Genomic DNA, 23,403 nt, shown 5'->3' with positions numbered 1-23,403 from the left:
ATCAAAATTTCGGCAAGGTGAGAAATCATCGTCCGTCTAACACGTTCTATTCATGGGATATTCTGGCGCAACAAATGCAGTAACATCCCGGAAAATAGCATGTTTATAACCTCAAAGTAACTTCAGGGATTGGGAAGCATATGATTAAAAAACTATTACCTTTACTGGTATTAAGCGCAATTTCCGCCACCACCTTTGCCGCTACACCGCCAAATACGTTGGTTGTTGCCCAGGGACTGGATGATATTGTGAGTCTGGACCCGGCAGAAGCTAACGAACTCTCCAGTATTCAGACGGTACCAAGCCTGTATCAACGCGTAGTACAGCCGGACCGTAACGATCCCGCGAAAATCACGCCGATTCTGGCGGAAAGTTGGCAGGCTGACCCCGCAGCAAAAACGCTGACCATAAAACTCAAAAGCGATGCGAAATTTGCCTCCGGTAATCCGGTGCGCCCGGAAGATGTGATTTACTCTTATATCCGGGCAGTCACGCTGAATAAATCTGGTGCGTTTATTCTCAATGTGCTGGGCTGGCAGCCAGAAAATATCGCCAGTCAGTTAAAGAAAATCGACGATCATACCGTCCAGGTGCAATGGAGCGCTGACGTAAGCCCAGCGCTGGCGCTGAATATTCTCTCCACGCCTATCGCCTCAATTGTTGACGAGAAGCTGGTTGCGCCAAACGCCAAAAATAACGACTTTGGCAATGAATGGCTGAAGATGCATTCTGCAGGCAGCGGTGCGTTTAAAATGCGCACTTACCAACCGCATCAGGCCATCGTAATGGAAGCCAACGCGACCTCACCGACCGGCGCACCGAAGCTGAAAAGCGTCATCATCAAAAATGTCCCCGATCCGGCAACGCGCCGCCTGCTGATCCAACAAGGCGATGCTGATATGGCACGCGATCTGGGTGCCGATCAAATCGATGCGCTACAGGGTAAACCTGGCGTCAAGGTGATGAGCATTGCCTCTGCCGAACAGAACTATCTGGCCTTTAATACCGGCAACAAGGATAACCCGTTGATGGGTAATCCTGCTTTCTGGGAAGCCGCTCGCTGGTTAGTCGATTACGACGGTATCACCAAAAATCTACTGAAAGGACAATATTTTACCCATCAAAGTTTCCTGCCCGTGGGCTTTCCTGGAGCTCTGGAGGAAACACCGTTTACCTTTAATCCAGCCAAAGCCAAAGAGATCCTCGCTAAAGCCGGAATCAAAGACCCGCACTTCACGCTTGATGTCGAAAATAAACCACCATTTATTACCATCGCGCAGTCAATTCAGGCCAGCTTTGCTCAGGGCGGTGTAAAAGTTGATTTGCTGCCAGCCGCGGGGAGTCAGGTCTACTCTCGCGTTCGCGCCCACCAGCATCAGGGGGCCATTCGGATGTGGTTGCCAGATTATTTTGACGCACATTCCAACGCCAGCTCTTTCGCCTATAACGATGGCAAATCCAGCACCGTTGCTGGGTTAAATAGCTGGAAAATCCCGGAACTAAACAAAGAAACGCTGGCGGCAATTGCTGAACCGGATAACGCAAAACGTCTTGATTTGTATAAAAAGATGCAACAGGAACTGCAACGTAGTTCCCCGTATGTCTTTATTGATCAAGGCAAAACGCAAATTGTTCTGCGTGATAATGTGCAGGGTTATCAACAAGGCTTGAATGCCGATATGGTCTGGTTTGATCAGGTAACCAAATAATCCTGTATGCAACTCGCTCCCGGCTACGTTATCGGGGGCGATACCAGGGCTGGCCTGTATTGCAGGCCAGCCGCTGATTTCTCACTGTATGGAAAGATCATGTCTGCTGTTTTTTCCACTCGCATGAAATGGCGATGTAAACGTCCTCTGCTCGCACTGTTGCAGGGATTGTTTACCGTTGCTCTGACGCTGCTCGGCCTGCTGCTGATTACCTTTGCGCTTTCGGCTCTCTCACCAGTCGATCGGGCATTGCAAATCGTTGGCGATCACGCCAGCCAGTCCACCTATACTCAGGTGCGCCACCAGTTAGGGTTGGATCAGCCATTACCTGTCCAGTTCTGGCATTACCTGGTAAATCTGGCGCACGGCGATCTCGGCATCGCCAGCGCCACCGGGCAACCGGTACTCCAGGACTTGCTATCGGCGTTTCCGGCAACCATTGAGCTGGCAACGTTGGCACTTATTGTCGGTGCTACTATCGGCATCATTGCCGGTGTACTTTGCGCCCGTTATGTTGGTTCGCCGCTGGATTTCACCGTGCGAACATTAACTCTGCTGGGAAATTCCGTCCCCATTTTTTGGCTTGGTCTGCTAATGCTGGCGCTGTTCTACGCCAGACTGCAATGGAGTGCCGGACCGGGCAGGCTGGATGATATTTATCAATTCACCATTGTTCCCCGCAGCGGATTTGCACTGTTTGATACCTGGCTTTCGGGCGATTGTGAAGCATTTATCAATGCAATCAATCATCTGACGCTGCCAGTTTTGTTACTGGCGTACTTCTCGCTCGCCAGTATTACGCGCCTGACACGTTCGGCCTGTCTTGGCGAAATGAATAAAGAATATATTTTGTTGGCGCGCGCCAAAGGGGCCAGCGAGATGACCATTTTGCTACGCCATGTTTTACCAAACATTCGCGGCACCTTGCTCACCGTCATCGCCCTCGCCTATACATCAATGCTGGAAGGCGCGGTACTGACAGAAACCGTCTTTTCCTGGCCTGGTATTGGCCGCTATCTCACTACGGCGCTGTTCGCTGGCGATACCACCGCAATCATGGGCGGTACGTTACTGATTGGCATCTGCTTTGTGTTGATAAATAACCTCACCGACCTGCTGGTCAGGCTGACCGAACCGGGGTTGCGCTGATGCCGATGTTTCTCTTTTTACGCCGTTTACGTCGTTCGCCCGCCGCGTTCGGCGGGTTGATAATTATCCTGTTATTGATACTAATTGCGCTCTTCGCGCCGTTGCTGGCACCTCACGATCCTAACTGGCAGGATGCGGCGGCACGATTACAAGCGCCGAACAGTCAGCACTGGCTCGGTACGGACAGTTACGGGCGAGATCTACTTTCACGTTTAATCTACGGCAGCCGCCCGGCGCTGGGGCTGGTCGCATTGGTGACAATCATTACGCTCCCGGTTGGTCTGTTAATTGGCATTTTATCCGGGTACTACGGCGGTTGGCTGGAACGCGTACTGATGCGTTTTACTGACGTGGTAATGTCAATGCCGCGTTTGATTCTGGCCTTTGCATTTGTCGCCATGTTGGGACCGGGGCTGGTTAACGGCGCACTGGCGCTGGCGTTAACCACCTGGCCTGCTTATGCGCGCCAGGCACGGAGTGAAATTCAACGCCTACGACACAGTGATTATCTTGCCGCCGCAGAGATGATGGGTATCCGCGGCGGGCGTCTGCTGACTGGTCATATTTTGCCATTGTGCCTGCCATCCGCCATTGTCCGTCTGGCGCTGGATTTAGCGGGTATCATTCTGGCGGCTGCTGGTCTGGGCTTTCTTGGTCTTGGTGCTCGTCCGCCAATGGCAGAATGGGGAGCCATGATCGCCGACGGTATGCAGGTCATTTTTGATCAATGGTGGATTGCCGCCGCGCCCGGCGCAATTATCTTAATTGCCAGTCTGGCCTTTAATCTGTTGGGTGATGGCTTGCGCGATGTTCTGGAGCCGCAACATGACTGACTCACGTCTTGATATTAAGAATCTCTGCGTCGATTACCCGGGTTCCCGGGTCGTCAATAATGTCAGCTTTACATTAGGCAATGAGCGCCTGGCGCTGGTTGGTGAGTCGGGTTCAGGCAAATCAATGACCGCCCGCGCCCTGATGGGGCTTATTCGCAAACCCGGCAGGGTAACCGCAGACACACTTAACATTCTGGGGCGCAATGCGCTCACTCTCAATGCGCGTGGATGGCAGCAGTTGCGCGGTAACGATATCGCGATGGTATTGCAAGATCCGCGTTATGCACTTAATCCAGTGAAGACGGTAAAAGCGCAACTGGAAGAGGCAATTACGCTCCATCAACGCCTTAATCGCTGCGAAAAAGAAGAGAAAATAAATACCGCGATTCAGGCCGTCGGCCTCAATACGCGAGTGTTACAAAACTATCCCCGTGAACTCTCTGGCGGAATGGGACAGCGAGTGATGATTGCAATGGCGCTCATCAACGATCCCCAGGTGTTGATTGCCGATGAACCGACATCGGCACTGGATGTTCGCCTGCGCAATCAGATTCTGGAACTCCTGGTTACTCAATGTGAACAACGGCAGATGGCAATGTTGCTGATCAGTCACGACCTGCCATTAGTCGCACAATTTTGCCATCGGGTGATGGTGATGTATCAGGGAAATAAGATAGATGAAATGCGCGCCGACGCACTCCCCACTGCAACGCATCCTTACACACGCACACTGTGGACTTGCCGCCCGAATGCGCAAACTTACGGGCAGATATTGCCAACGCTGGACAGGACGGCGATGACGCTGGAGAAATACCATGACGGTCGTTGAAATTAATCACTTGCAGGTTACTTTTGCTGAGAAAACCGCAGTTTCCGCCGCCAGTTTTTCGGTTAATGCTGGCGAGACATTTAGTTTAATTGGCGAATCTGGCTGCGGAAAATCCACCATCTTACGCGTACTGGCTGGATTACTACGCGACTGGCACGGTCAGGTATCACTGCTTGGGCACGCCATCAAACCAGGAATGCGTTTTCAGGGCGATCTCCGCCGCAATGTGCAAATGGTGTTTCAGGATCCCTACGCCTCGCTGCATCCCAACCATACTTTGTGGCGAACACTGGCTGAACCACTCAAAATTCGTGGCGAAAGCGAAATAGAAAAACGCGTCCAGACTGTACTGGAACAGGTTGGCTTACCTTTCGACGCCGCTCGTCGCTACCCACATCAGCTTTCCGGTGGTCAGCGGCAACGCGTGGTTATCGCCCGCGCGCTGTTGTTACGGCCACAGCTTCTCCTACTGGATGAGCCCACCTCGGCGCTGGATATGTCGGTACAAGCGGAAATTCTTAATTTATTGAATCAACTGAAGCGGGAGCACCAAATGACGTATCTGCTGGTCAGCCACGATGCCGATGTCATCGCACATATGTCTGACCGTGCGGCAATGATGACCGGGGGGAAAATTCAACGATTTTTCGATCGCAACGCCCTGGAAAAAGGTGAGCATCGGATGGATTAAACACCTTACATCGCATTAAATCATTCGGCCTGCGAGTCTTTTTACAGTTGTTTTTTTGTCCAGCCGAACACTTTATACTGTCTATTCCCTACCAAACTTCATTATCAAAATGAAAAAAATTATCACTTTGATGTTGTTTTTAACATTCTTTGCCCACGCGAACGATTCCGAACCTGGCAGCCAATATGTAAAGGCGGCAGAAGCCGGAGACCGACGCGCACAATATTTTCTTGCCGACAGCTGGTTTAGCTCCGGCGATTTGAGCAAAGCCGAATATTGGGCACAGAAAGCCGCTGACAGCGGTGATGCCGATGCCTGCGCGCTGTTGGCGCAGATCAAAATCACCAATCCGGTCAGCCTGGACTATCCACAAGCAAAAGTGCTTGCCGAGAAAGCCGCGCAAGCAGGCAGTAAAGAAGGTGAAGTGACGTTGGCGCATATTCTGGTGAATACCCAGGCGGGTAAACCGGATTATCCGAAGGCGATTTCGCTGTTAGAAAACGCCTCGGAAGATCTGGAGAACGACTCTGCCGTCGATGCCCAGATGTTGCTTGGTTTGATTTACGCTAATGGCGTGGGCATTAAGGCCGACGATGACAAAGCGACCTGGTATTTCAAACGCAGCTCCGCAATTTCCCGCACCGGTTATTCCGAGTACTGGGCGGGAATGATGTTCTTAAACGGTGAAGAGGGGTTTATTGAGAAGAACAAACAAAAGGCGCTGCACTGGTTGAACCTGAGCTGTATGGAAGGGTTTGATACCGGATGTGAAGAGTTTGAGAAATTAACCAACGGTTAAAGCAGGCCTGATAAGACGCGTTATGCGTCGCATCAGGCATTGATGTCGGATGCGGCGTAAACGCCTTATCCGACCTACAAAAATCACGCTAAATCGAGCTATTGCTCAGTCTGGCGTAGGCTTGATAAGACGCGTTACGCGTCGCATCAGGCATCCACACATTGCCGGGTGGATATAATCCCCCGGCAATCTTCAATTACTGATCCGCTGTCTTATCAAATTTGCCCAGCATTTCACGCTCGTAGGCCAGCGCCTTTTTGTGGTCAAATTTGTGTTCCCACTTGGCAATCACCAGCACCGCCAGCGCATTACCTACCACATTCAGTGCCGTACGAGCCATGTCGAGGATACGGTCAACTCCGGCAATAAAGGCCAGACCTTCCAGCGGAATACCTACGCTACCCAGCGTTGCCAGCAACACCACAAACGAAACCCCCGGCACGCCAGCAATCCCTTTCGAGGTCACCATCAGCGTCAATACCAGAATGATTTCCTGCCAGATGGACAGGTCAATGCCATACAACTGGGCAATAAAGATAGCGGCAATACTTTGATACAGCGTCGAACCATCAAGGTTAAAGGAGTAACCGGTCGGCACCACGAAACTGGTGATTGACGCCGGTGCGCCATAGGCTTCCATCTTCTCGATAATTCGCGGCAGCACACTTTCAGAGCTGGCAGTGGAGTACGCCAGAATCAACTCATCTTTCAGAATACGAATCAGGATCCAGACACTTAACCCGCACAGGCGCGCCACAATCCCCAGCACGACCAGCGCGAAGAACAGAATGGCGAAATGCACCAGCAGCACCAGTTTCGCCAGTGGCCACAGAGAAGAGAAGCCAAAGTTAGCCACCGTCACCGCAATCAGCGCAAACACACCCACCGGCGCATAACGCATCACCATGTGAGTCACTTTAAACATGGTTTCAGAGATGGAGCGGAAAACGGTCACCAGCGGTTCACGATGCGTCGCGGGCAGGGATGAAAGCCCCAGACCAAACAGCACTGAGAAGAAGATGATCGGCAGCATTTCGCCTTTCGCCATCGACGCCACGATGTTCGTCGGCACCAGCGACAAAATCGTGCCCATAATGCCGTGGGAACTGCTTTGTACCGCTTCCGTAGTGCTCTGATATTTCGAGATATCGACGGTCGCCAGCTGCGACATATCCACCCCGGCACCGGGCTGGAAGACGTTCGCCAGAGTGATCCCCAAAATGATGGCGACGGTGGTGATCACCTCGAAGTAGATAATGGTTTTCGCACCAATACGCCCGAGCTGTTTGGCATCACCAACACCCGCGATACCCACCACCAGCGTGGAGATCACAATCGGCACAACAATCATTTTGATCAGATGGATGAAGATATCACCCGCCGGAGAGAGCAAATTGACGACCAGCCAGTCGCGGCTGTCGCTATGGTAGTGCAGGTAGCTTCCCAGGAGAATGCCCAGCACCATAGCAAACAGAATCTGCCAGGCCAGGCTGAATTTTATATTTTTCATATGAATGACTTCCTCAATGGAGCGCCGTTCCCCGTTCAGAAACGCGAGAACGTGACATACTGCCAGGGCATGAATTGTGTTGCGTTGGTTTGTAGATTTTTTTAACGCTTATGATCAGTATCATTTGCGCGGTATGTTGCGCAACCCTTTAACAACAGAGCTTTTCGCTGCATTAATGCATAATAACGCGAGTTTATGGCAGGATTAATGAATAACCATTTGTTATGGAAAGATTTTTATTTGTTTAATTTGCAATAATACTAATTAGTGATTATTTTTGGCATATGTTCATTCGATTATTTTTTATGCAGCTCAATGACATAATCTTCAACGCCGGATGATTAATCCGATCGTCGCTGTAGCAGTTTTGCCATATTAATCGACTCCACCAGCTGTGTTCGGTTAACTCGCGGTGAGTTTAAATCCATCACTTTTTGCCATAGTTCGATGGCTTGCGCGTAGTTCGCCTGCATAAACGCATCGGAGGCCAGCAGCATCAGAGCGGTGATTTCATTACTGTCCAGCGCGAGGGATTTGTCGATCATCGCGCGAGTCTGAGCGGTCATATGCTGCCCCTCCTGGTAATAAAGCACCGTTGCCAACGCCGCGTATAATTCAGCGTTTTCACCGCGCAGTCGTAACGCCTGGCGGTACGCCAGCAGCGCATGGCTATAATCGTTTTGCCACAGGTAATACTCGCCCAGTAACGCCCACTGTTCACTGCTTTGTGGATTGACGCGGATTTTATTCTGTAATACCTGAAGCTGTGTTTCCGGCGTTTGTTGGCTGGCAAACTGATGCAACGGATCGCGTTGACGTTGATACTCCGCACGCACTGCCGCCCATTTCGGACTTAGCAGATAACCGCCGATACAGAGAAATACCATCAAAATAGTGAGTGTTGTCAGCATTTTCACTGGTATTTGAGGCTGTTTCATTGCTTCTTCCTCACCTGCCAGAGGATCAGCGCCACCATCAGCAACAACACCACTGGCAGCGCCCATAACACCAGTGTCTGACCGGTTAACGGTGGGTTGTAGCGAACAAAATCACCGTAGCGTTCGGTCATCCAGCCAATGATTTCAGCTTCGCTTTTCCCCTCCGCCACCATGCTGTAAACCTGATGGCGCATACTGACCGCCACCGGCGCGTTGGATTCCAGTAAGTTCTGATTCTGGCACTGCGGACAACGTAACTGGCTGGCAATACTTAACGCCTGTTCCTGTTGTTGCGGATTGGCGAATTGCCAGGTGTCTACGACCTGAGCGTGTACAAAGCCAGCAAACAGCAGCAGTAACATGAGAAACCGTTTATTCATTGCGCGTTCTCCTCCGCAATCCACTTAATAACGCGCCCACAATCATCAACAATCCACCGCCCCAAATCCAACGCACACCGCTTTGTACATACAAACGAAATGCGTAACGATCCGCTCCGGTTTTCTCTCCCATGACCGCATACCAGTCATGGATGCCGTTCCAGCGAATCGACGGTTCCATCATTTGCTGACGGCGTGCCTCATAAAAGCGCCGCTCCGGCGTCAATTCGCCAATGCGTTGCTGATGGTCAAACAACGCCACGATCGCTTTTTCGCTGGTGTAATTGCCTTTAGCCTGTAGATCGAGACGCTCAAAACGGAAGGTGTAGCCTGCCAGCGTCACTTCCTGCCCCGGCTGTAAATTCAGGCTGATTTCCTGACGACTAACGCTGGAAACCACGATACCGGCGGCAAACAGCAACACACCGGAATGCGCCAGTAGCGCCGGAAGCTGTGCGCGTTTGCCAGAAACATACGCCGCCAGCACAATCACCACCAACATCAGCAAACCGAACGGCAACGTCGCACGGTTAAAATACGGCGCGCCAACGGAGAGGCGTCCCCAGCCCAGCAGGCCGTAAATCATCGGATAAAGCGTTCCCACCAGCACGATCAGTAGCACTGCGCAAAACAGCAACAGCGTAGCGAGGATTAACATTTCCCGCGATAACCCCGAAAAACGCACCGCCGGGCCACCGTCCCGCACTCGCCAGCCATACAGAGCCAGAGACGCCAGGCTAATCAGCGCAAACAGGCTGAACAACGGCACGGCACGCACGTTATCCAGCGCGAACGCATGGACTGAAACCAGAATGCCGGAACGCACAATCAACGTGCCCAGTAGCGACAGCATCAGGGTAACTATCGCCAGCAGCAGAGACCAGTGACGGAAAATTCCCCGCTGACGTGTCAAAGACAAACTGTGTAGCAACGCGGTAGATGAAAGCCAGGGTAATAACGACGCGTTTTCCACCGGATCCCAAAACCACCAACCGCCCCAGCCCAGTTCGCAATAAGCCCACCAGGAACCGAGAATGATCCCTGCGGTTAATGCGCACCAGCCAGGCAGCGCCCATCGCCAGCAAACCCGGGCACTGGCGGCATCAAAATCGCCACGCAATAAACTCGCCAACGCCACGCTCGCCGCCACCATCAAACCGCCATAGCCGAGATAAAGCAGCGGCGGATGGAAGATAAGACCTGGATGTTGCAGCATTGGGTTGAGATCGCGCCCTTCTATTGCGGGCGGAAATATCCGCACAAAAGGATCGGACCATCCGACAACAAACAGCAGCAGCGCGGCAAGTATCAGCGATAAAACCGTTAACGTGAGTGGAAATAGCGGATCGGTTTGCTGCCGATAATGCCAGGCAAACAATGCGCTCCAGGCAGAAAGCAACAGCACCCAAAGCAACAGCGAGCCTTCATGACCACCCCATACCGCCGCCAGTTTGAGTTCCCACGACAGCAGGCTGTAACTATGTTGGGCGACGTAAATGACCGAGAAATCGCTGGAGAGAAAACAAAAAGTAAGAATGGCAAACGCCAGCAGTAGCAGCGCGAACTGCGCCAGGATGCCAATGCAGGCAAGCCGCATCATACCAGGCCAGCGCAACCTCACGCCCACGGCAGTCGTCAGAGGGGTCAACACATTGACCCCAAGACTTAACAACAGCGCCAGAAAACCGACTTCAGGAAGGAATACGTCCAGAAACCACCTCTTTTCTGGCTTACGCCACCGTCAACTGCCCGGCGTAGAGAATGAAAAAGCGCAGCATCAACACCCCAACCAGGCTGGCGCCACACGCCGCCAGTACAGCAGATATGCCTGAACTGCGATTTACCCACGGTTTGAGCAACATCGGCACAATCAGTCCCAGCCCGGCGACGCCAAGCCAGAACCACCATGTCCAGAAACCGCCGCCCAATGCCGCTGCCAGCGCACGTACCTTACCGTCATCGCCCAGCGCCAGACCGACGAAAAAGGCCACCAGCAGGAAAATTTCTCCCCATACCACAGGAATTTCCATGCGGTGAACAAAGTGCGCTTCCGTGGAATGCGGATTACTGCGCTGACGTATCGCCATCGCTAACAGCGCCATCGCCGCGCCGGATGAAACCCCGGAGAACAGGAACAGCACCGGCAGGATCGGGTTATTGAGGAACGGATACGATTTCAGCGCCGACAGCAAAAAGCCGGTATACGCCCCCAGTAATACCGCCAGTACCAGCATAAACGTTTCCAGTCCACGATGCACGGGCGTCAGCAGGTTCAGAACCTTTTGAACGATCCCCAGCTTCGGCAGCCAACGTTGTTGCAGGGTAAGCAAATCGTGTTCAAAGATTTTCGCCAGCCACAGCACCAGCACTACCATGTAGAGCTGAAACAGCATCACCCCCATCGACATCACTGAGGTAAAGCTGTAATGGAACATCAGCTTCCAGAAAGTCCACGGACGTGCCAGGTGGAAAACGAGGATCAATAAACCAAGGATCACCGCGCCAGGCCCGACAATCAGCGTAGTGCGCAGTAGCGTACTGTCCGCGCCGCCTGCCTGTGGGTAGAAACGGCGCAGCAGTACCGCCAGCGTGACCAGACCGGCGGAAATACCCACTAAAAACAGATAGATGGCAATCGGCCAGTCCCATACCAACGATTCAAAATGAAATGCGGAAACCTGGGTCATTGACTCACCTCCCCGTATTTAAACGGCACGCGATACAGCTTCGGTTTGGTTCCCAGCGCCAGCTTGTAGCGGTAAGTGGGTTTCTGACGCAGCAGTTTTGAAATTTCACTGTTGGGATCGTCCAGGTTGCCAAAAGTCAGCGCTTTCGTTGGACATGCCTCAACACAGGCGGGCAGCTTACCTGCCTGCAGATTGGTTTTGCGGCAGAAGTCGCATTTGTCCACCGTCTTCGTGACCGGATGGATAAAGCGTACGCGGTATGGGCATGCAGCGATGCAATACTGGCAACCGACGCAGAGATCCGGGTTAACATCGACAATCCCGCTGGCGGCATCGCGAAAAGAAGCGCCAGTCGGGCAGACGTCAACGCACGGCGCATGGTCGCAGTGCTGACACGACTTACGGAAGAAACGGTATTTCACATCAGGAAATTCGCCCTGCGGTTCACTGCGAATAATTGTCAGCCGCGAGACACCTTCCGGCACTTTATTAACTTCCCGACAAGCATCCATACAAGCGGTACAGCCGATACATAACGACTCGTCATGCACCATGCCGTAACGCACGCCGTTAATATTCAACGTTTTCGCCACCACACGCCCTGCAGTGCCGCTGGCTGCCGCCAACACGCCGACGCCGGTGAGAAACTGGCGACGTGACAAACTCATGGCTGCTCCTTAAGCAATGGAACAGACGCCGGGTTAAAGTTCGGATTGGTACGTTGATCGCTATGGCAATCGACGCAAATCTTAATCCGTCCTTTATCACTTAACGTCTGCATCGTGTCTTGCTGAGGATGCAGGGAATGGCAGCTGGCGCACGCCACTTTGGTCACGTGAACATCGTGCGGCCAGAACGCTTTTTGCAACTGTTCCGGTAAATGGCAGGACAGACAAACGCTGTTCTGTTCCCCGACCTTGTACATCGGCTCATTAAAGCGCATCACATCTTTCACTCCCTCGCGGTGTTGTGGTGACGGCTGGCCGTGACAGTTGGTACAGGTGACCGGCAGTTTGTTATTTGGGTTGATAGCGGAAGCATGTTTGCCATGCATACCTTCAGTGTCTGGCTTATGACAGTCCAGACAGGCAGCATCCGGGTTACGCTGCTGGGTGACTTCGTAGCGATCATCAGATGCCTGTGCCGCAGGGGTAGCGGTAATTCCGTGCAGGCTCCACAACAGGCCCGACGCCAGCACCCCAGCAGTTAATAACGAACGTAATACGCTCATATTCACTCCATTGTGTTTTCCGCCCCTTACGAGGCGGAACGGGGGTTATTGGCTTAACAGACCGTTTTTACGCGCCTGCTCTTCCCACTGCGGGATCACCGTTTTGATGAAGTCCTGCTTCTCAGCCTTGATTTGCTCCATATTCAGGCCAATTGCCTGCTGGGCTTTCTCTTTGGTCGAGATATCCGGGATCTGGATTTCATGGGTGATACCTTTAGTCGCTAACAGACGCGCCAGTTTGGTACGAGCATCCGCGGCTTTATCCATTGCCGTGCCGAGCATCCGTAAACCTTCTTCCGGGGCATGCATATGAATGCCATGGGAAGCGATCGCCAGATCCCAGCGCCATTGCGCATGACGAATATCATCCTGAATCGGTTTCATTTCGGCGGCAGTCGCACCAGCATCCAGCGCCGCTTTCGCTTCGAAGTGAGCGTGAACCAGTTGATCTTCCACCTTGATTTTCAGGTCATTAATCGACTGTTTACGCTCCGCGACTACTTTTTGCAGCGTAGCTTTGTCCTGGGTATGGCAGTTCGCACAGGTCTGAGCGAAGTTATCAAACGGATTGCCAATCTTATGATCGGTATAGAGTTTGCCTTCAGCGTTTTGTACTTTCGGCATGTGGCAGTCGATGCAAGTCACGTTATTTTTGCCGTGAATGCCTGCGCTCCAGGTTTCATATTCCGGGTGCTGGGCTTTCAGCATCGGCGTTTTCGACAGGGCGTTGGTCCAGTCGGAGAAAGCAATTTTGTCGTAATACTGCTCCATATTTTCGACTTTCATACCGTTATCCCACGGGAATTTAACGGCTTTATCTTTGCCATCGAAGTAATACTCCACGTGGCACTGACCACAGACCATCGATTGCTGATCGAAGCGCCCACCTTTTTCAAACGGCTTGCCAATAGCATTCATTGCACGTTCGGCATACGGACGTGAAAGAGTTAGCTCCGGCTTGCCTTTAGCAAATTCTGGTGAAGCAGTGTTATGGCAGTCGGCACAACCTAAGTTGTTGACGATCTCCGGGCCGCCGCGCGCCCATTTACCGTGGAAATAGCCGTCTTCTCCTTCTTTCTGGATCAGACGCGCCACGTCCGGGCTTTTACAACTCCAGCAGGCCATAGGCATCGTGCCGTCTTCGGCGTTTTTTGGCGCGCCAGTACGCAGAGTTTCGCGAACATCGGTGATGGCATAAGCATGACCACGCGGCTTGTTGTAATCACGGGAGAAAGGATATCCCGCCCATAAAATCACCAGCCGGGGATCTTCCGCCAGTGCGTCAACACGCTCTGACAGTTCCGAGGTCGCTTTCCAGGAGAGATATTGATCGGGATGCTGCGGGGCGAAAGTTTCATTCTTCGCTTCCACAGTTACAGGTTTCGCGGGAGATGCCGTTTGTTCAGCGTGAACAGAAGTGAAAAAGAAAAAAGGAATCAATAAGCTGAAGAAACGGCGTGCGTTGGTTTTTATCCTTGTCATAGGGGCTTCATCCAAATTGCGCCATTAAGGCAATGGCAGTTTTTATTGTTTTTTCATGACAGTAACCGCACATACACTGCCATGACATTGCTCGCCCTTATGTGTAACAAATAACCACACTTAGAATGTTGTTTTTAATCAATTGTAAGTGCATGTAAAATACCACTTTAGAGTTAGTGATTATTATCTCCTTTTTCAAGCAGATGCATAACTGCATGTTCCTCAAAGAATTAATCAACTTTTGTTGGTGACCTTCAAAAATTCCCCTGCCTCTTATTTGCACAATTCTGCTTTTGCGTGATCTGCCGCCCAAATACTAAACAAAACTACCAATACTCCTACATTTAACTCTTATGCCACATATTATTAACATCCAACAAGGAGAACAAAAGCATGAGTCAAATTCATAAACACCCTATTCCTGCCAACATCGCAGACCATTGCCTGATAAACCCTCAGCAGTACGAGGCGATGTATCAACAATCTATTAACGCACCAGATACTTTTTGGGGCGAACAGGGAAAAATTCTCGACTGGATCAAGCCGTATCAGAAGGTGAAGAACACCTCTTTTGCCCCTGGCAATGTCTCAATTAAATGGTACGAAGACGGCTCGTTGAATCTGGCGGCCAACTGCCTTGACCGCCACCTGCAAGAAAACGGCGATCGTACCGCCATCATCTGGGAAGGCGACGACGCCAGCCAGAGCAAACATATCAGCTATAAAACACTGCACCGCGATGTATGTCGCTTCGCCAATACCCTACTCGATCTCGGCATTAAAAAAGGCGATGTGGTGGCAATTTACATGCCGATGGTACCGGAAGCCGCAGTTGCGATGCTGGCCTGCGCGCGTATTGGTGCGGTGCATTCGGTGATTTTCGGCGGCTTCTCGCCGGAAGCGGTTGCCGGGCGCATTATCGATTCCAGCTCACGATTGGTTATCACATCCGATGAAGGCGTGCGCGCCGGGCGTAGCATTCCACTGAAGAAGAACGTCGATGATGCGCTGAAAAATCCGAACGTCACCAGCGTAGAACATGTGGTGGTACTGAAGCGCACTGGCGGAAAAATCGACTGGCAGGAAGGGCGCGATCTGTGGTGGCATGACCTGATTGCGCAAGCGAGCGATCAGCACCAGGCGGAAGAGATGAACGCCGAAGATCCGCTGTTTATTCTCTATACCTCCGGTTCTACCGGTAAGCCGAAAGGCGTGCTGCACACCACCGGCGGTTATCTGGTGTACGCGGCGACCACCTTTAAATATGTCTTTGATTATCATCCTGGCGATATCTACTGGTGCACCGCCGATGTGGGCTGGGTTACCGGGCACAGTTATTTGCTTTACGGTCCGCTGGCCTGCGGCGCAACCACGTTAATGTTTGAAGGCGTGCCCAACTGGCCGACGCCTGCCCGTATGGCGCAGGTGGTGGACAAGCATCAGGTCAATATTCTCTATACCGCGCCTACAGCAATTCGCGCGCTGATGGCAGAAGGCGATAAAGCAATTGAAGGCACCGATCGCTCGTCGCTGCGTATTCTCGGTTCCGTGGGCGAGCCCATTAACCCGGAAGCGTGGGAGTGGTACTGGAAAAAGATCGGCAATGAGAAGTGCCCGGTAGTCGATACCTGGTGGCAGACCGAAACTGGCGGTTTCATGATCACACCGCTGCCTGGCGCTACCGAACTGAAAGCCGGTTCAGCGACGCGTCCGTTCTTCGGCGTACAACCTGCGCTGGTTGATAACGAAGGTAACCCGCTGGAAGGCGCTGCCGAAGGCAGTCTGGTGATCACCGATTCCTGGCCGGGTCAGGCACGTACGCTGTTTGGCGATCATGAACGCTTTGAACAGACCTATTTCTCCACCTTCAAAAATATGTACTTCAGCGGCGACGGCGCACGTCGTGATGAAGATGGTTATTACTGGATCACCGGACGTGTGGACGATGTGCTGAACGTCTCCGGTCATCGTCTGGGGACAGCGGAGATTGAGTCGGCACTGGTAGCGCATCCGAAAATTGCCGAAGCCGCCGTAGTAGGTATTCCGCACAATATTAAAGGTCAGGCGATTTACGCCTACGTCACGCTTAATCACGGGGAGGAGCCGTCACCAGAACTGTACGCAGAAGTCCGCAACTGGGTGCGTAAAGAGATTGGCCCGCTGGCGACGCCAGACGTGCTGCACTGGACCGACTCCCTGCCAAAAACCCGCTCCGGCAAAATTATGCGCCGTATTCTGCGCAAAATTGCGGCGGGCGATACCAGCAACCTGGGCGATACCTCGACGCTTGCCGATCCTGGCGTAGTCGAGAAGCTGCTTGAAGAAAAGCAGGCTATCGCAATGCCCTCATAACCCGCAATTGCCCGATGCGAGTCGGTAACGGTTTGTAGGCCTGATAAGACGCGACAGCATCGCATCAGGCATTGATTGCCGGATGCGGCGTAAACGCCTTATCCGGCCTACATTCGGCAAGGGTTACCCAAGCGTTAACCTTCTCCCATAAGGGAGCAGGAACTAAAACAATCCCTACATTACCTCTGGAGAATCTGTGATGAATGGTACGATTTATCAGCGGATAGAAGACAATGCGCATTTCAGGGAGTTAGTCGAAAAACGGCAACGGTTTGCCACCATCCTGTCGATTATTATGCTGGCAGTTTATATCAGCTTTATTTTACTGATCGCCTTTGCGCCCGGCTGGCTCGGCACTCCGCTGAATCCGAACACCAGCGTCACACGCGGTATTCCCGTCGGTGTTGGAGTGATTGTTATCTCCTTTGTACTCACTGGTATCTACATCTGGCGGGCAAATGGCGAATTCGACCGTCTTAACAACGAAGTCCTGCATGAGGTACAAGCGTCATGAAAAGAGTCCTGACGGCGCTTGCCGCCACACTCCCTTTCGCAGCTAACGCTGCGGATGCTCTTAGCGGGGCCGTTGAGCGCCAGCCAACGAACTGGCAGGCGATTATTATGTTCCTGATTTTCGTCGTGTTTACGCTCGGTATTACTTACTGGGCGTCAAAACGCGTACGTTCCCGTAGCGACTACTACACCGCAGGCGGCAATATCACCGGCTTCCAGAACGGGCTGGCGATTGCCGGTGACTATATGTCCGCCGCCTCATTTTTGGGGATCTCCGCGCTGGTATTTACTTCCGGCTATGACGGTCTGATCTACTCACTGGGCTTCCTGGTCGGTTGGCCCATCATTCTGTTCCTGATTGCCGAACGTCTACGTAATCTGGGTCGCTATACCTTTGCGGACGTAGCCTCTTATCGCCTGAAACAAGGGCCGATCCGAATTCTTTCGGCTTGCGGTTCTCTGGTAGTCGTGGCGCTTTATCTTATCGCCCAGATGGTCGGCGCGGGTAAATTGATCGAGCTACTGTTCGGTCTTAACTATCACATCGCAGTCGTGTTGGTCGGCGTACTGATGATGATGTACGTTCTGTTTGGCGGCATGTTAGCAACCACCTGGGTACAGATTATCAAAGCCGTTCTGTTGCTGTTCGGTGCCAGTTTTATGGCCTTTATGGTGATGAAACACGTCGGCTTTAGTTTCAACAATCTGTTCAGCGAAGCGATGGCGGTACACCCAAAAGGTACAGACATCATGAAACCAGGCGGTCTGGTAAAAGATCCTATCTCTGCTCTGTCGCTGGGTCTCGGTTTGATGTTTGGTACAGCAGGTTTACCGCATATTCTGATGCGCTTCTTTACGGTCAGCGATGCCCGCGAAGCGCGTAAGAGCGTGTTCTACGCCACCGGATTTATGGGCTACTTCTATATCCTGACCTTTATTATCGGTTTTGGCGCGATCATGCTGGTTGGTGCAAACCCGGAATATAAAGATGCTGCGGGTAAGTTGATTGGCGGCAATAACATGGCGGCGGTTCATCTGGCGAATGCGGTGGGCGGTAACCTGTTCCTCGGCTTTATTTCAGCCGTTGCTTTTGCCACTATCCTCGCGGTAGTTGCGGGTCTGACGCTGGCAGGCGCGTCGGCGGTTTCTCATGACCTGTATGCCAACGTCTTCAAAAAAGGCGCAACTGAACGTGAAGAACTGCGGGTATCAAAAATCACCGTGCTGATCCTCGGCGTAATTGCCATTATCCTCGGCGTGCTGTTTGAGAATCAGAATATCGCCTTCATGGTGGGTCTGGCATTTGCCATCGCGGCGAGCTGTAACTTCCCAATTATTCTGCTTTCCATGTACTGGTCGAAGCTGACGACACGTGGCGCGATGATGGGCGGCTGGTTAGGTCTGATTACAGCAGTGGTGTTGATGATCCTCGGGCCAACGATTTGGGTACAAATTCTCGGCCACGAAAAAGCCATCTTCCCGTATGAATACCCCGCGCTGTTCTCAATCAGCGTGGCATTCCTCGGCATCTGGTTCTTCTCGGCAACCGATAATTCAGAGGAAGGCGCGCGCGAGCGTGAACTATTCCGCGCGCAATTTATCCGCTCCCAGACGGGTTTTGGCGTAGAGCAAGGCCGCGCACATTAATTTCCCATCGTCCAACCGATAAAAGGTGCGATTTATCGCACCTTTTTCAGATTAAGTCGGGCAAAGTCACGTCGCTTTCGGCCTACTGATTTTCCTCAATCAGCAACGCTTCCAGTAAATCGAGATCGTGCAGCAATTTTTGCAGTGTTTCATTGCTGATCTCCCGTGTGGCGCGCAAGTGGTACAGTTCTGCGCGTTCGGAACGCAACGCCGCCAGACGGAAACGCCGCTCCAGGTTTTCTTCCAGAATTGAACTTTCGACATCGTTCCGCCCATCGGCGCGACGACGCAAGTTACCAATGACACGAGAGCTAACTTCAGTGAGCAACTGGTTGTCGATATTCTCTTCGGTGTCTGCCGCCAGTCGTTCTTCCATTTTCTGGATCGCCACAATTGCCACTTCTGCGGTTGCAGCACGCGCAATGCGCTCCTCTTTCAACTGCTGCGAATGATCCGCGACTTCAATGTGTTGCAGCAGAACAGGCAACATCACCACGCCGACAAACAGCGAGAAGAGAATGACGCCAGCCGCCAGGAAGACCAACTCATAACGCGCCGGGAAGACGTTGCCATCCGGCAACAGCAGCGGAATAGAGAGCACACCGGCCAGAGTGATCGCCCCGCGCACCCCAGCGAAAGAAGCGATCAGGATTTCTCGTGTGGTCCACGAACCAAACTCCATCGGCTTCCTCTTCAGGAAACGGTTGCTGAACTTTTTCATCGTCCACAGCCAGCCAAAACGAACCAGCATTAACGCCGCATAAATCAGGATAATGTCGGTAAACAGCATCCAGATTTCGACGTTGGGGTCGATTTCAGCCGCCATCAGCGATGTCTCCAGAATGCCAGGCAATTGCAGCCCCAACAGCAAGAACACCATGCCGTTAAAGACAAACTCCAGCATCGACCAGGTGCTGTTAGCACGCAGACGCATCGCCAGCGGCGCACGGCGCATTACGCCGGAACGAGTGATGGTCATCCCGGCGGCAACCGCCGCGAGAATGCCGGAAACGCCAATATGTTCAGCAATCAGATAAGAAGCGAACGGCAGCAGGAACAGCAGTACGATTTGCGTTGCAGGCTCATCGCCGCCCCAGCGGCTCAGGAAACGCAACGAGCGACCATACAACCAACTCACCACAAAGCCCGCGAGAATACCGCCAATCGCCACTTTCATAAATTCAACCGTCGCACCGCCGACGGTAAAGATCATGGTTCCCATCGCGACTGCCACAGCAAATTTCAGCGACACCAGACCGGAGGCGTCATTCATCAACGCTTCGCCCTGCAAAATGCCCATGATTTTTTTCGGAATGCGCCCTTCACCAACAATCCCGGAGAGCGCTACGGCATCGGTTGGAGAGAGAACGGCCGCCAGCGCAAAGGCAGGAACCAGCGGGATACCCGGCACAACCCAGTAAATAAGAAAGCCAATGCCGACGACGGTAACCACCACCAATGCCAGCGCAAGGCCGAAAATCTCCCGACCATGTTCGAGAAATTCGCGGGTCGGCGTTTTCCAGCCATCCGCAAACAGCAGCGGCGGGATAAATAAGACTAAAAAGAGTTCTGGGTCAAACTCCACATGCAAACCAAATGTCGGCCACGCCAGTAGCGCACCAATGGCGATTTGCATAAGCGGAAGCGGGATCTGAAAGGGCATGACACGAGTGACTACCCCGGACAGCGAGACCACGAGGGTCATTATCAGTATGGTGAAGAAGATTTCCATGTGTTCCCTGTTTGCGATGTTTTTTATGATCTGAGAAAGGCGTTATACCCGGATTCTCAGTTTTTCAGAATATCGCAAAAGCTCACACAATGTGCGGGGAAAATAAAAACGGGCAACACTTGTCGCCCGTTTTCAGAATCATATTAAAAATCAGATAGCCCAACCCCCTGCGTAGAAGGCCACCAGTGCCACGGCGATGACGACCGTACCGATGTTCAACTTACGCCATTCGCCGGAAACCAGACGACCAATCACCAGAGTTGCGAAACCAATCATGATGCCAGTCACGATGTTACAGGTCAGGACAATGAACACCGCCGTGACCAGTCCAGCCATCGCATCGACAAAATCAGCAAAGTCGATTTTCGCCACGTTGCTCAGCATCAGCAGGCCAACGTACATCAGCGCCGGAGCCGTTGCGTACCCCGGAACGAGGTAAGAGAGCGGAGAGAGGAACAGAATCAGCAGGAACAGCACGCCAACGGTGATAGCCGTCAAACCGGTTTTACCGCCCGCCGCCGTACCCGCCGCAGACTCGATGTATACCGCTGCCGGAGCTGCCCCCACCAGACCAGAGAAGATGCTGCTCATAGAGTCAGTGGTCAGTGCTTTCCCGCCGTCGATGATTTGCCCGTCTTTATCCAGCAAGTTAGCCTGCCCGGCTACCGCACGGATAGTCCCGGTAGCATCAAAAACCGCCGTCATCACCAGCGCCAGCACGCTTGGCAGGACTACCGGATTCAGCGCGCCCATAATATCCAGGCTACCAATCAGCGAATTGCCGTTTTCGTCGCTCAATGAAGGCATGGCGAAAATGCCGGAGAAGTGGACATTAGGATCGAAGATCAGACCGACAATCGAGATACCGATAATGGTCAACAGAATACCACCAGGCACTTTCAGTTTTTCCAGGCCGATGATCACCGCCAGGCCGACCAGCGACATCATCACCGGAAAGGTCGTGAAATCACCCAGCGCGACGGGCAGACCATCAAGCGGGTTTTTAATCACCAGGCCAACGCCATTGGCGGCAATCAGCAGCAGGAACAGGCCGATACCAATCCCTGTACCGTGCGCCACGCCATGTGGCAGGTTGCGTAAGATCCAGCTACGGATGCCCGTTGCTGAGATGACCGTAAACAGCACGCCCATCAAAAATACGGCGCCCAGCGCAACTGGAACGCTAATATGTTGTCCCAATACCAGGCTGAATGCCGTAAATGCGGTCAGGGAGATGGCGCAGCCGATTGCCAACGGCAGATTGGCCCACAGCCCCATTGCGATAGAACCCAGTCCGGCGACCAGACAGGTCGCTACGAAAACCGCTGCTGGCGGGAAACCCGCCTTACCCAACATGCCCGGAACAACGATAACCGAGTAGACCATCGCCAGAAATGTTGTTAACCCGGCAACCACTTCCTGACGGACAGTGCTTCCACGTTGTGAAATTTTAAACCAGGCGTCGAGAGAACCGCCGGTACGCGCTGATGGCGTAGACATAAGAAAACATCCCCTGAGAGTTTATTTTTCGTCAAGATGCGTGGCGGACAATCCCCTGCCAGCAAAACGTTATCTTCCTGCTTCAGGTTTGCGACAATCTGGGGCGTCGCAAAAAAAGCAAACGTTTAGCTCCGCGCATACAAAACGGGTGGTAAAAAAAAGCAAACGATTATCCGGCGATCATAGCGGCTTTTTCAACCAAAGTTTGTTGCTTTTTTCCCTTTTCTTGTATTAACGATGAAAAACCAGGCAATTGATGCGCAAACGTTATCGTCAGTGCGCAAAATGACGGCATTTACAGACGTTTTGTGGCGAAGAGTTGCAGCAAAAAATCGCGCAAGAGGGCAAAAACATTGCGGCTAAAAAGCACCGCTTTGCACTGGCGAAGAAACAAGGGTGACATACAATTAGTATATCGACACAAACCGGAACCTCCACCACGTGCTCGAATGAGGTGTGTTGACGTCGGGGGAAACCCTCCCGTGTACCAGCGGGATAGAGAGAAAGACAAAGACCGGAAACAAACTAAAGCGCCCTTGCGGCGCTTTAGTTTTGCTCGTCTTCCAACAAACGCGCGCCTGTTCCTTCCTCTCCTAAACGGTCGCCAGGGTTACGCAACGGGCAGTCACTGCGTGAAAGGCAGCCGCAACCAATACAACCATCCAGCTCATCACGCAGCGCCACCAGAGTGTGTATGCGGCGATCCAGCTCTTCTCGCCATTGCGACGAAAGTTGTTTCCACTCTTTTGCGCTCAAGGAATGCCCTTCAGGTAATACGCCGAACGCCTCGCCAATAGTCGCCAGTGGAATGCCAATGCGTTGAGCTATCTTGATGATTGCAACATATCGCAGCACATCACGCTTATATCGCCGCTGATTGCCGCTGTTACGGATACTGCTAATCAGACCTTTGCTCTCATAAAAATGCAGCGTCGATACCGCCACACCACTGCGTTTCGCAACTTCGCCTGGGGTGAGCAAGGCTTTAATGCGGGGTAATTTCTTTTCCATAAATCGCTTTACCTCAAGTTAACTTGAGGAATTATACTCCCCGACAGATGAATTAACGAACTGAACACTGAAAAGAGGCAGATTTATGTCCCATCAGAAAATTATTCAGGATCTTATTGCATGGATTGACGAACATATCGACCAGCCGCTGAACATTGACATCGTCGCGAAAAAATCAGGCTATTCAAAGTGGTACTTGCAGCGGATGTTCCGCGCGGTGACGCATCAAACGCTTGGCGATTACATTCGTCAACGCCGCCTGTTGCTGGCCGCCGTCGAGTTGCGCACCACCGAGCGCCCTATTTTTGATATCGCGATGGATCTGGGTTATGTCTCGCAGCAGACCTTTTCTCGCGTTTTCCGTCGGCAGTTTGATCGCACCCCCAGCGATTATCGCCATCGCCTGTAGT

The 23,403-nt window shown here is 52.4% G+C and carries 21 protein-coding genes; 10 read left to right on the top strand and 11 right to left on the bottom strand.

Annotated elements, in window-relative coordinates:
• Positions 1-140 precede the first annotated feature (140 nt).
• From PS053_RS16470 to yjcO, 6 genes are all read left to right on the top strand, one after another.
• Positions 141-1,709: an ABC transporter substrate-binding protein gene (locus tag PS053_RS16470; protein WP_054411738.1), complete on the top strand. Its 1,569-nt coding sequence runs from the start codon at positions 141-143 to the stop codon at positions 1,707-1,709.
• A gap of 99 nt (positions 1,710-1,808) precedes the next feature.
• On the top strand, positions 1,809-2,858 hold the full coding sequence (locus PS053_RS16465; protein WP_060877557.1) for an ABC transporter permease: 1,050 nt from the start codon (positions 1,809-1,811) through the stop codon (positions 2,856-2,858).
• Positions 2,858-3,691, top strand: coding sequence for an ABC transporter permease (locus PS053_RS16460; RefSeq protein WP_001131979.1), 834 nt, complete (start codon positions 2,858-2,860; stop codon positions 3,689-3,691). The genes PS053_RS16465 and PS053_RS16460 overlap by 1 nt, the downstream gene beginning before the upstream one ends.
• Positions 3,684-4,520 carry an ABC transporter ATP-binding protein gene (locus PS053_RS16455; RefSeq protein WP_059253978.1) on the top strand — a complete coding sequence of 279 codons (837 nt, stop codon included), beginning with the start codon at positions 3,684-3,686 and terminating at the stop codon, positions 4,518-4,520. The genes PS053_RS16460 and PS053_RS16455 overlap by 8 nt, the downstream gene beginning before the upstream one ends.
• A complete protein-coding gene (locus tag PS053_RS16450; RefSeq protein WP_000219262.1) occupies positions 4,507-5,211 on the top strand; it encodes an ABC transporter ATP-binding protein in 705 nt (234 codons plus the stop codon). Before PS053_RS16455 ends, PS053_RS16450 begins: the two co-directional genes overlap by 14 nt.
• A 109-nt stretch (positions 5,212-5,320) precedes the next feature.
• Entirely contained in the window at positions 5,321-6,010 is a 690-nt protein-coding gene (yjcO, locus tag PS053_RS16445; RefSeq protein ID WP_000720932.1) for a Sel1 family TPR-like repeat protein YjcO, read from the top strand.
• 196 nt (positions 6,011-6,206) lie between these two features.
• On the opposite strand, the gene gltP is transcribed toward yjcO, so the two are convergent.
• From gltP to nrfA, 8 genes are all read right to left on the bottom strand, one after another.
• A complete protein-coding gene (gene gltP, locus PS053_RS16440; protein ID WP_256878764.1) occupies positions 6,207-7,520 on the bottom strand; it encodes a glutamate/aspartate:proton symporter GltP in 1,314 nt (437 codons plus the stop codon).
• A gap of 341 nt (positions 7,521-7,861) precedes the next feature.
• Positions 7,862-8,458, bottom strand: coding sequence for a heme lyase NrfEFG subunit NrfG (gene nrfG, locus PS053_RS16435; protein ID WP_059277517.1), 597 nt, complete (start codon positions 8,456-8,458; stop codon positions 7,862-7,864).
• A complete protein-coding gene (gene nrfF / locus PS053_RS16430) occupies positions 8,455-8,838 on the bottom strand; it encodes a heme lyase NrfEFG subunit NrfF (protein WP_001042069.1) in 384 nt (127 codons plus the stop codon). The genes nrfG and nrfF overlap by 4 nt, the downstream gene beginning before the upstream one ends.
• A complete protein-coding gene (locus PS053_RS16425; protein ID WP_256878784.1) occupies positions 8,831-10,549 on the bottom strand; it encodes a heme lyase CcmF/NrfE family subunit in 1,719 nt (572 codons plus the stop codon). The genes nrfF and PS053_RS16425 overlap by 8 nt, the downstream gene beginning before the upstream one ends.
• A gap of 19 nt (positions 10,550-10,568) precedes the next feature.
• Positions 10,569-11,525 (bottom strand): cytochrome c nitrite reductase subunit NrfD, encoded by a 957-nt coding sequence (nrfD, locus tag PS053_RS16420; protein ID WP_256878766.1) that lies wholly within the window; start codon positions 11,523-11,525, stop codon positions 10,569-10,571.
• Entirely contained in the window at positions 11,522-12,193 is a 672-nt protein-coding gene (gene nrfC / locus PS053_RS16415) for a cytochrome c nitrite reductase Fe-S protein (RefSeq protein WP_000059409.1), read from the bottom strand. Before nrfC ends, nrfD begins: the two co-directional genes overlap by 4 nt.
• On the bottom strand, positions 12,190-12,756 hold the full coding sequence (gene nrfB / locus PS053_RS16410) for a cytochrome c nitrite reductase pentaheme subunit (RefSeq protein WP_010334603.1): 567 nt from the start codon (positions 12,754-12,756) through the stop codon (positions 12,190-12,192). Before nrfB ends, nrfC begins: the two co-directional genes overlap by 4 nt.
• Positions 12,757-12,801: 45 nt before the next feature.
• Positions 12,802-14,238 (bottom strand): ammonia-forming nitrite reductase cytochrome c552 subunit, encoded by a 1,437-nt coding sequence (gene nrfA, locus PS053_RS16405; protein WP_000196886.1) that lies wholly within the window; start codon positions 14,236-14,238, stop codon positions 12,802-12,804.
• Between the two features lie 393 nt (positions 14,239-14,631).
• Between nrfA and acs the strand changes: the two genes are divergently transcribed.
• The 3 genes from acs (at position 14,632) to actP (ending at position 18,750) form a co-directional block, all read left to right on the top strand.
• Complete coding sequence (acs, locus tag PS053_RS16400; protein WP_256878767.1) at positions 14,632-16,590, top strand: acetate--CoA ligase; 1,959 nt, start codon at positions 14,632-14,634, stop codon at positions 16,588-16,590.
• A gap of 199 nt (positions 16,591-16,789) precedes the next feature.
• The gene (locus PS053_RS16395) at positions 16,790-17,104 is read left to right on the top strand and encodes a DUF485 domain-containing protein (protein ID WP_001337746.1); all 315 of its coding nucleotides are present in this window, start codon (positions 16,790-16,792) and stop codon (positions 17,102-17,104) included.
• Entirely contained in the window at positions 17,101-18,750 is a 1,650-nt protein-coding gene (gene actP / locus PS053_RS16390) for a cation/acetate symporter ActP (protein ID WP_000832586.1), read from the top strand. The genes PS053_RS16395 and actP overlap by 4 nt, the downstream gene beginning before the upstream one ends.
• An 82-nt stretch (positions 18,751-18,832) precedes the next feature.
• Here actP and PS053_RS16385 read toward each other — a convergent pair whose 3' ends face one another.
• The 3 genes from PS053_RS16385 to soxR all read right to left on the bottom strand — a co-directional run bounded on the left by PS053_RS16385 (position 18,833) and on the right by soxR (position 22,993).
• Entirely contained in the window at positions 18,833-20,482 is a 1,650-nt protein-coding gene (locus PS053_RS16385) for a Na+/H+ antiporter (RefSeq protein WP_000402212.1), read from the bottom strand.
• A 150-nt stretch (positions 20,483-20,632) separates the two neighbouring features.
• Positions 20,633-21,982 carry a guanine/hypoxanthine transporter GhxP gene (ghxP, locus tag PS053_RS16380; RefSeq protein WP_000106870.1) on the bottom strand — a complete coding sequence of 450 codons (1,350 nt, stop codon included), beginning with the start codon at positions 21,980-21,982 and terminating at the stop codon, positions 20,633-20,635.
• Positions 21,983-22,528: 546 nt separating this feature from the next.
• Positions 22,529-22,993 (bottom strand): redox-sensitive transcriptional activator SoxR, encoded by a 465-nt coding sequence (soxR, locus tag PS053_RS16375; protein WP_000412438.1) that lies wholly within the window; start codon positions 22,991-22,993, stop codon positions 22,529-22,531.
• 85 nt (positions 22,994-23,078) lie between these two features.
• Here soxR and soxS point away from each other — a divergent pair, with 85 nt between their 5' ends.
• Positions 23,079-23,402, top strand: a complete 324-nt coding sequence (gene soxS / locus PS053_RS16370) for a superoxide response transcriptional regulator SoxS (RefSeq protein WP_000019352.1) — start codon at positions 23,079-23,081, stop codon at positions 23,400-23,402.
• Position 23,403 lies beyond the last annotated feature (1 nt).

This window comes from Escherichia albertii, assembly GCF_028622335.1.
Classification (GTDB): domain Bacteria; phylum Pseudomonadota; class Gammaproteobacteria; order Enterobacterales; family Enterobacteriaceae; genus Escherichia; species Escherichia albertii.
Note: the sequence above shows the minus strand (reverse complement) of the source record. Positions and strands in the feature narration are given on the sequence as shown.

Coding starts and splice junctions, on each gene's coding strand:
- PS053_RS16385 (WP_000402212.1), bottom strand. CDS start 20,482: ATGGAAATCTTCTTCACCATACTGATAATGACCCTCGTGGTCTCGCTG.
- PS053_RS16450 (WP_000219262.1), top strand. CDS start 4,507: ATGACGGTCGTTGAAATTAATCACTTGCAGGTTACTTTTGCTGAGAAA.
- PS053_RS16395 (WP_001337746.1), top strand. CDS start 16,790: ATGAATGGTACGATTTATCAGCGGATAGAAGACAATGCGCATTTCAGG.
- actP (WP_000832586.1), top strand. CDS start 17,101: ATGAAAAGAGTCCTGACGGCGCTTGCCGCCACACTCCCTTTCGCAGCT.
- ghxP (WP_000106870.1), bottom strand. CDS start 21,982: ATGTCTACGCCATCAGCGCGTACCGGCGGTTCTCTCGACGCCTGGTTT.
- nrfC (WP_000059409.1), bottom strand. CDS start 12,193: ATGAGTTTGTCACGTCGCCAGTTTCTCACCGGCGTCGGCGTGTTGGCG.
- nrfD (WP_256878766.1), bottom strand. CDS start 11,525: ATGACCCAGGTTTCCGCATTTCATTTTGAATCGTTGGTATGGGACTGG.
- yjcO (WP_000720932.1), top strand. CDS start 5,321: ATGAAAAAAATTATCACTTTGATGTTGTTTTTAACATTCTTTGCCCAC.
- PS053_RS16465 (WP_060877557.1), top strand. CDS start 1,809: ATGTCTGCTGTTTTTTCCACTCGCATGAAATGGCGATGTAAACGTCCT.
- PS053_RS16460 (WP_001131979.1), top strand. CDS start 2,858: ATGCCGATGTTTCTCTTTTTACGCCGTTTACGTCGTTCGCCCGCCGCG.
- nrfB (WP_010334603.1), bottom strand. CDS start 12,756: ATGAGCGTATTACGTTCGTTATTAACTGCTGGGGTGCTGGCGTCGGGC.
- soxS (WP_000019352.1), top strand. CDS start 23,079: ATGTCCCATCAGAAAATTATTCAGGATCTTATTGCATGGATTGACGAA.
- nrfF (WP_001042069.1), bottom strand. CDS start 8,838: ATGAATAAACGGTTTCTCATGTTACTGCTGCTGTTTGCTGGCTTTGTA.
- nrfG (WP_059277517.1), bottom strand. CDS start 8,458: ATGAAACAGCCTCAAATACCAGTGAAAATGCTGACAACACTCACTATT.
- acs (WP_256878767.1), top strand. CDS start 14,632: ATGAGTCAAATTCATAAACACCCTATTCCTGCCAACATCGCAGACCAT.
- nrfA (WP_000196886.1), bottom strand. CDS start 14,238: ATGACAAGGATAAAAACCAACGCACGCCGTTTCTTCAGCTTATTGATT.
- PS053_RS16470 (WP_054411738.1), top strand. CDS start 141: ATGATTAAAAAACTATTACCTTTACTGGTATTAAGCGCAATTTCCGCC.
- gltP (WP_256878764.1), bottom strand. CDS start 7,520: ATGAAAAATATAAAATTCAGCCTGGCCTGGCAGATTCTGTTTGCTATG.
- PS053_RS16455 (WP_059253978.1), top strand. CDS start 3,684: ATGACTGACTCACGTCTTGATATTAAGAATCTCTGCGTCGATTACCCG.
- soxR (WP_000412438.1), bottom strand. CDS start 22,993: ATGGAAAAGAAATTACCCCGCATTAAAGCCTTGCTCACCCCAGGCGAA.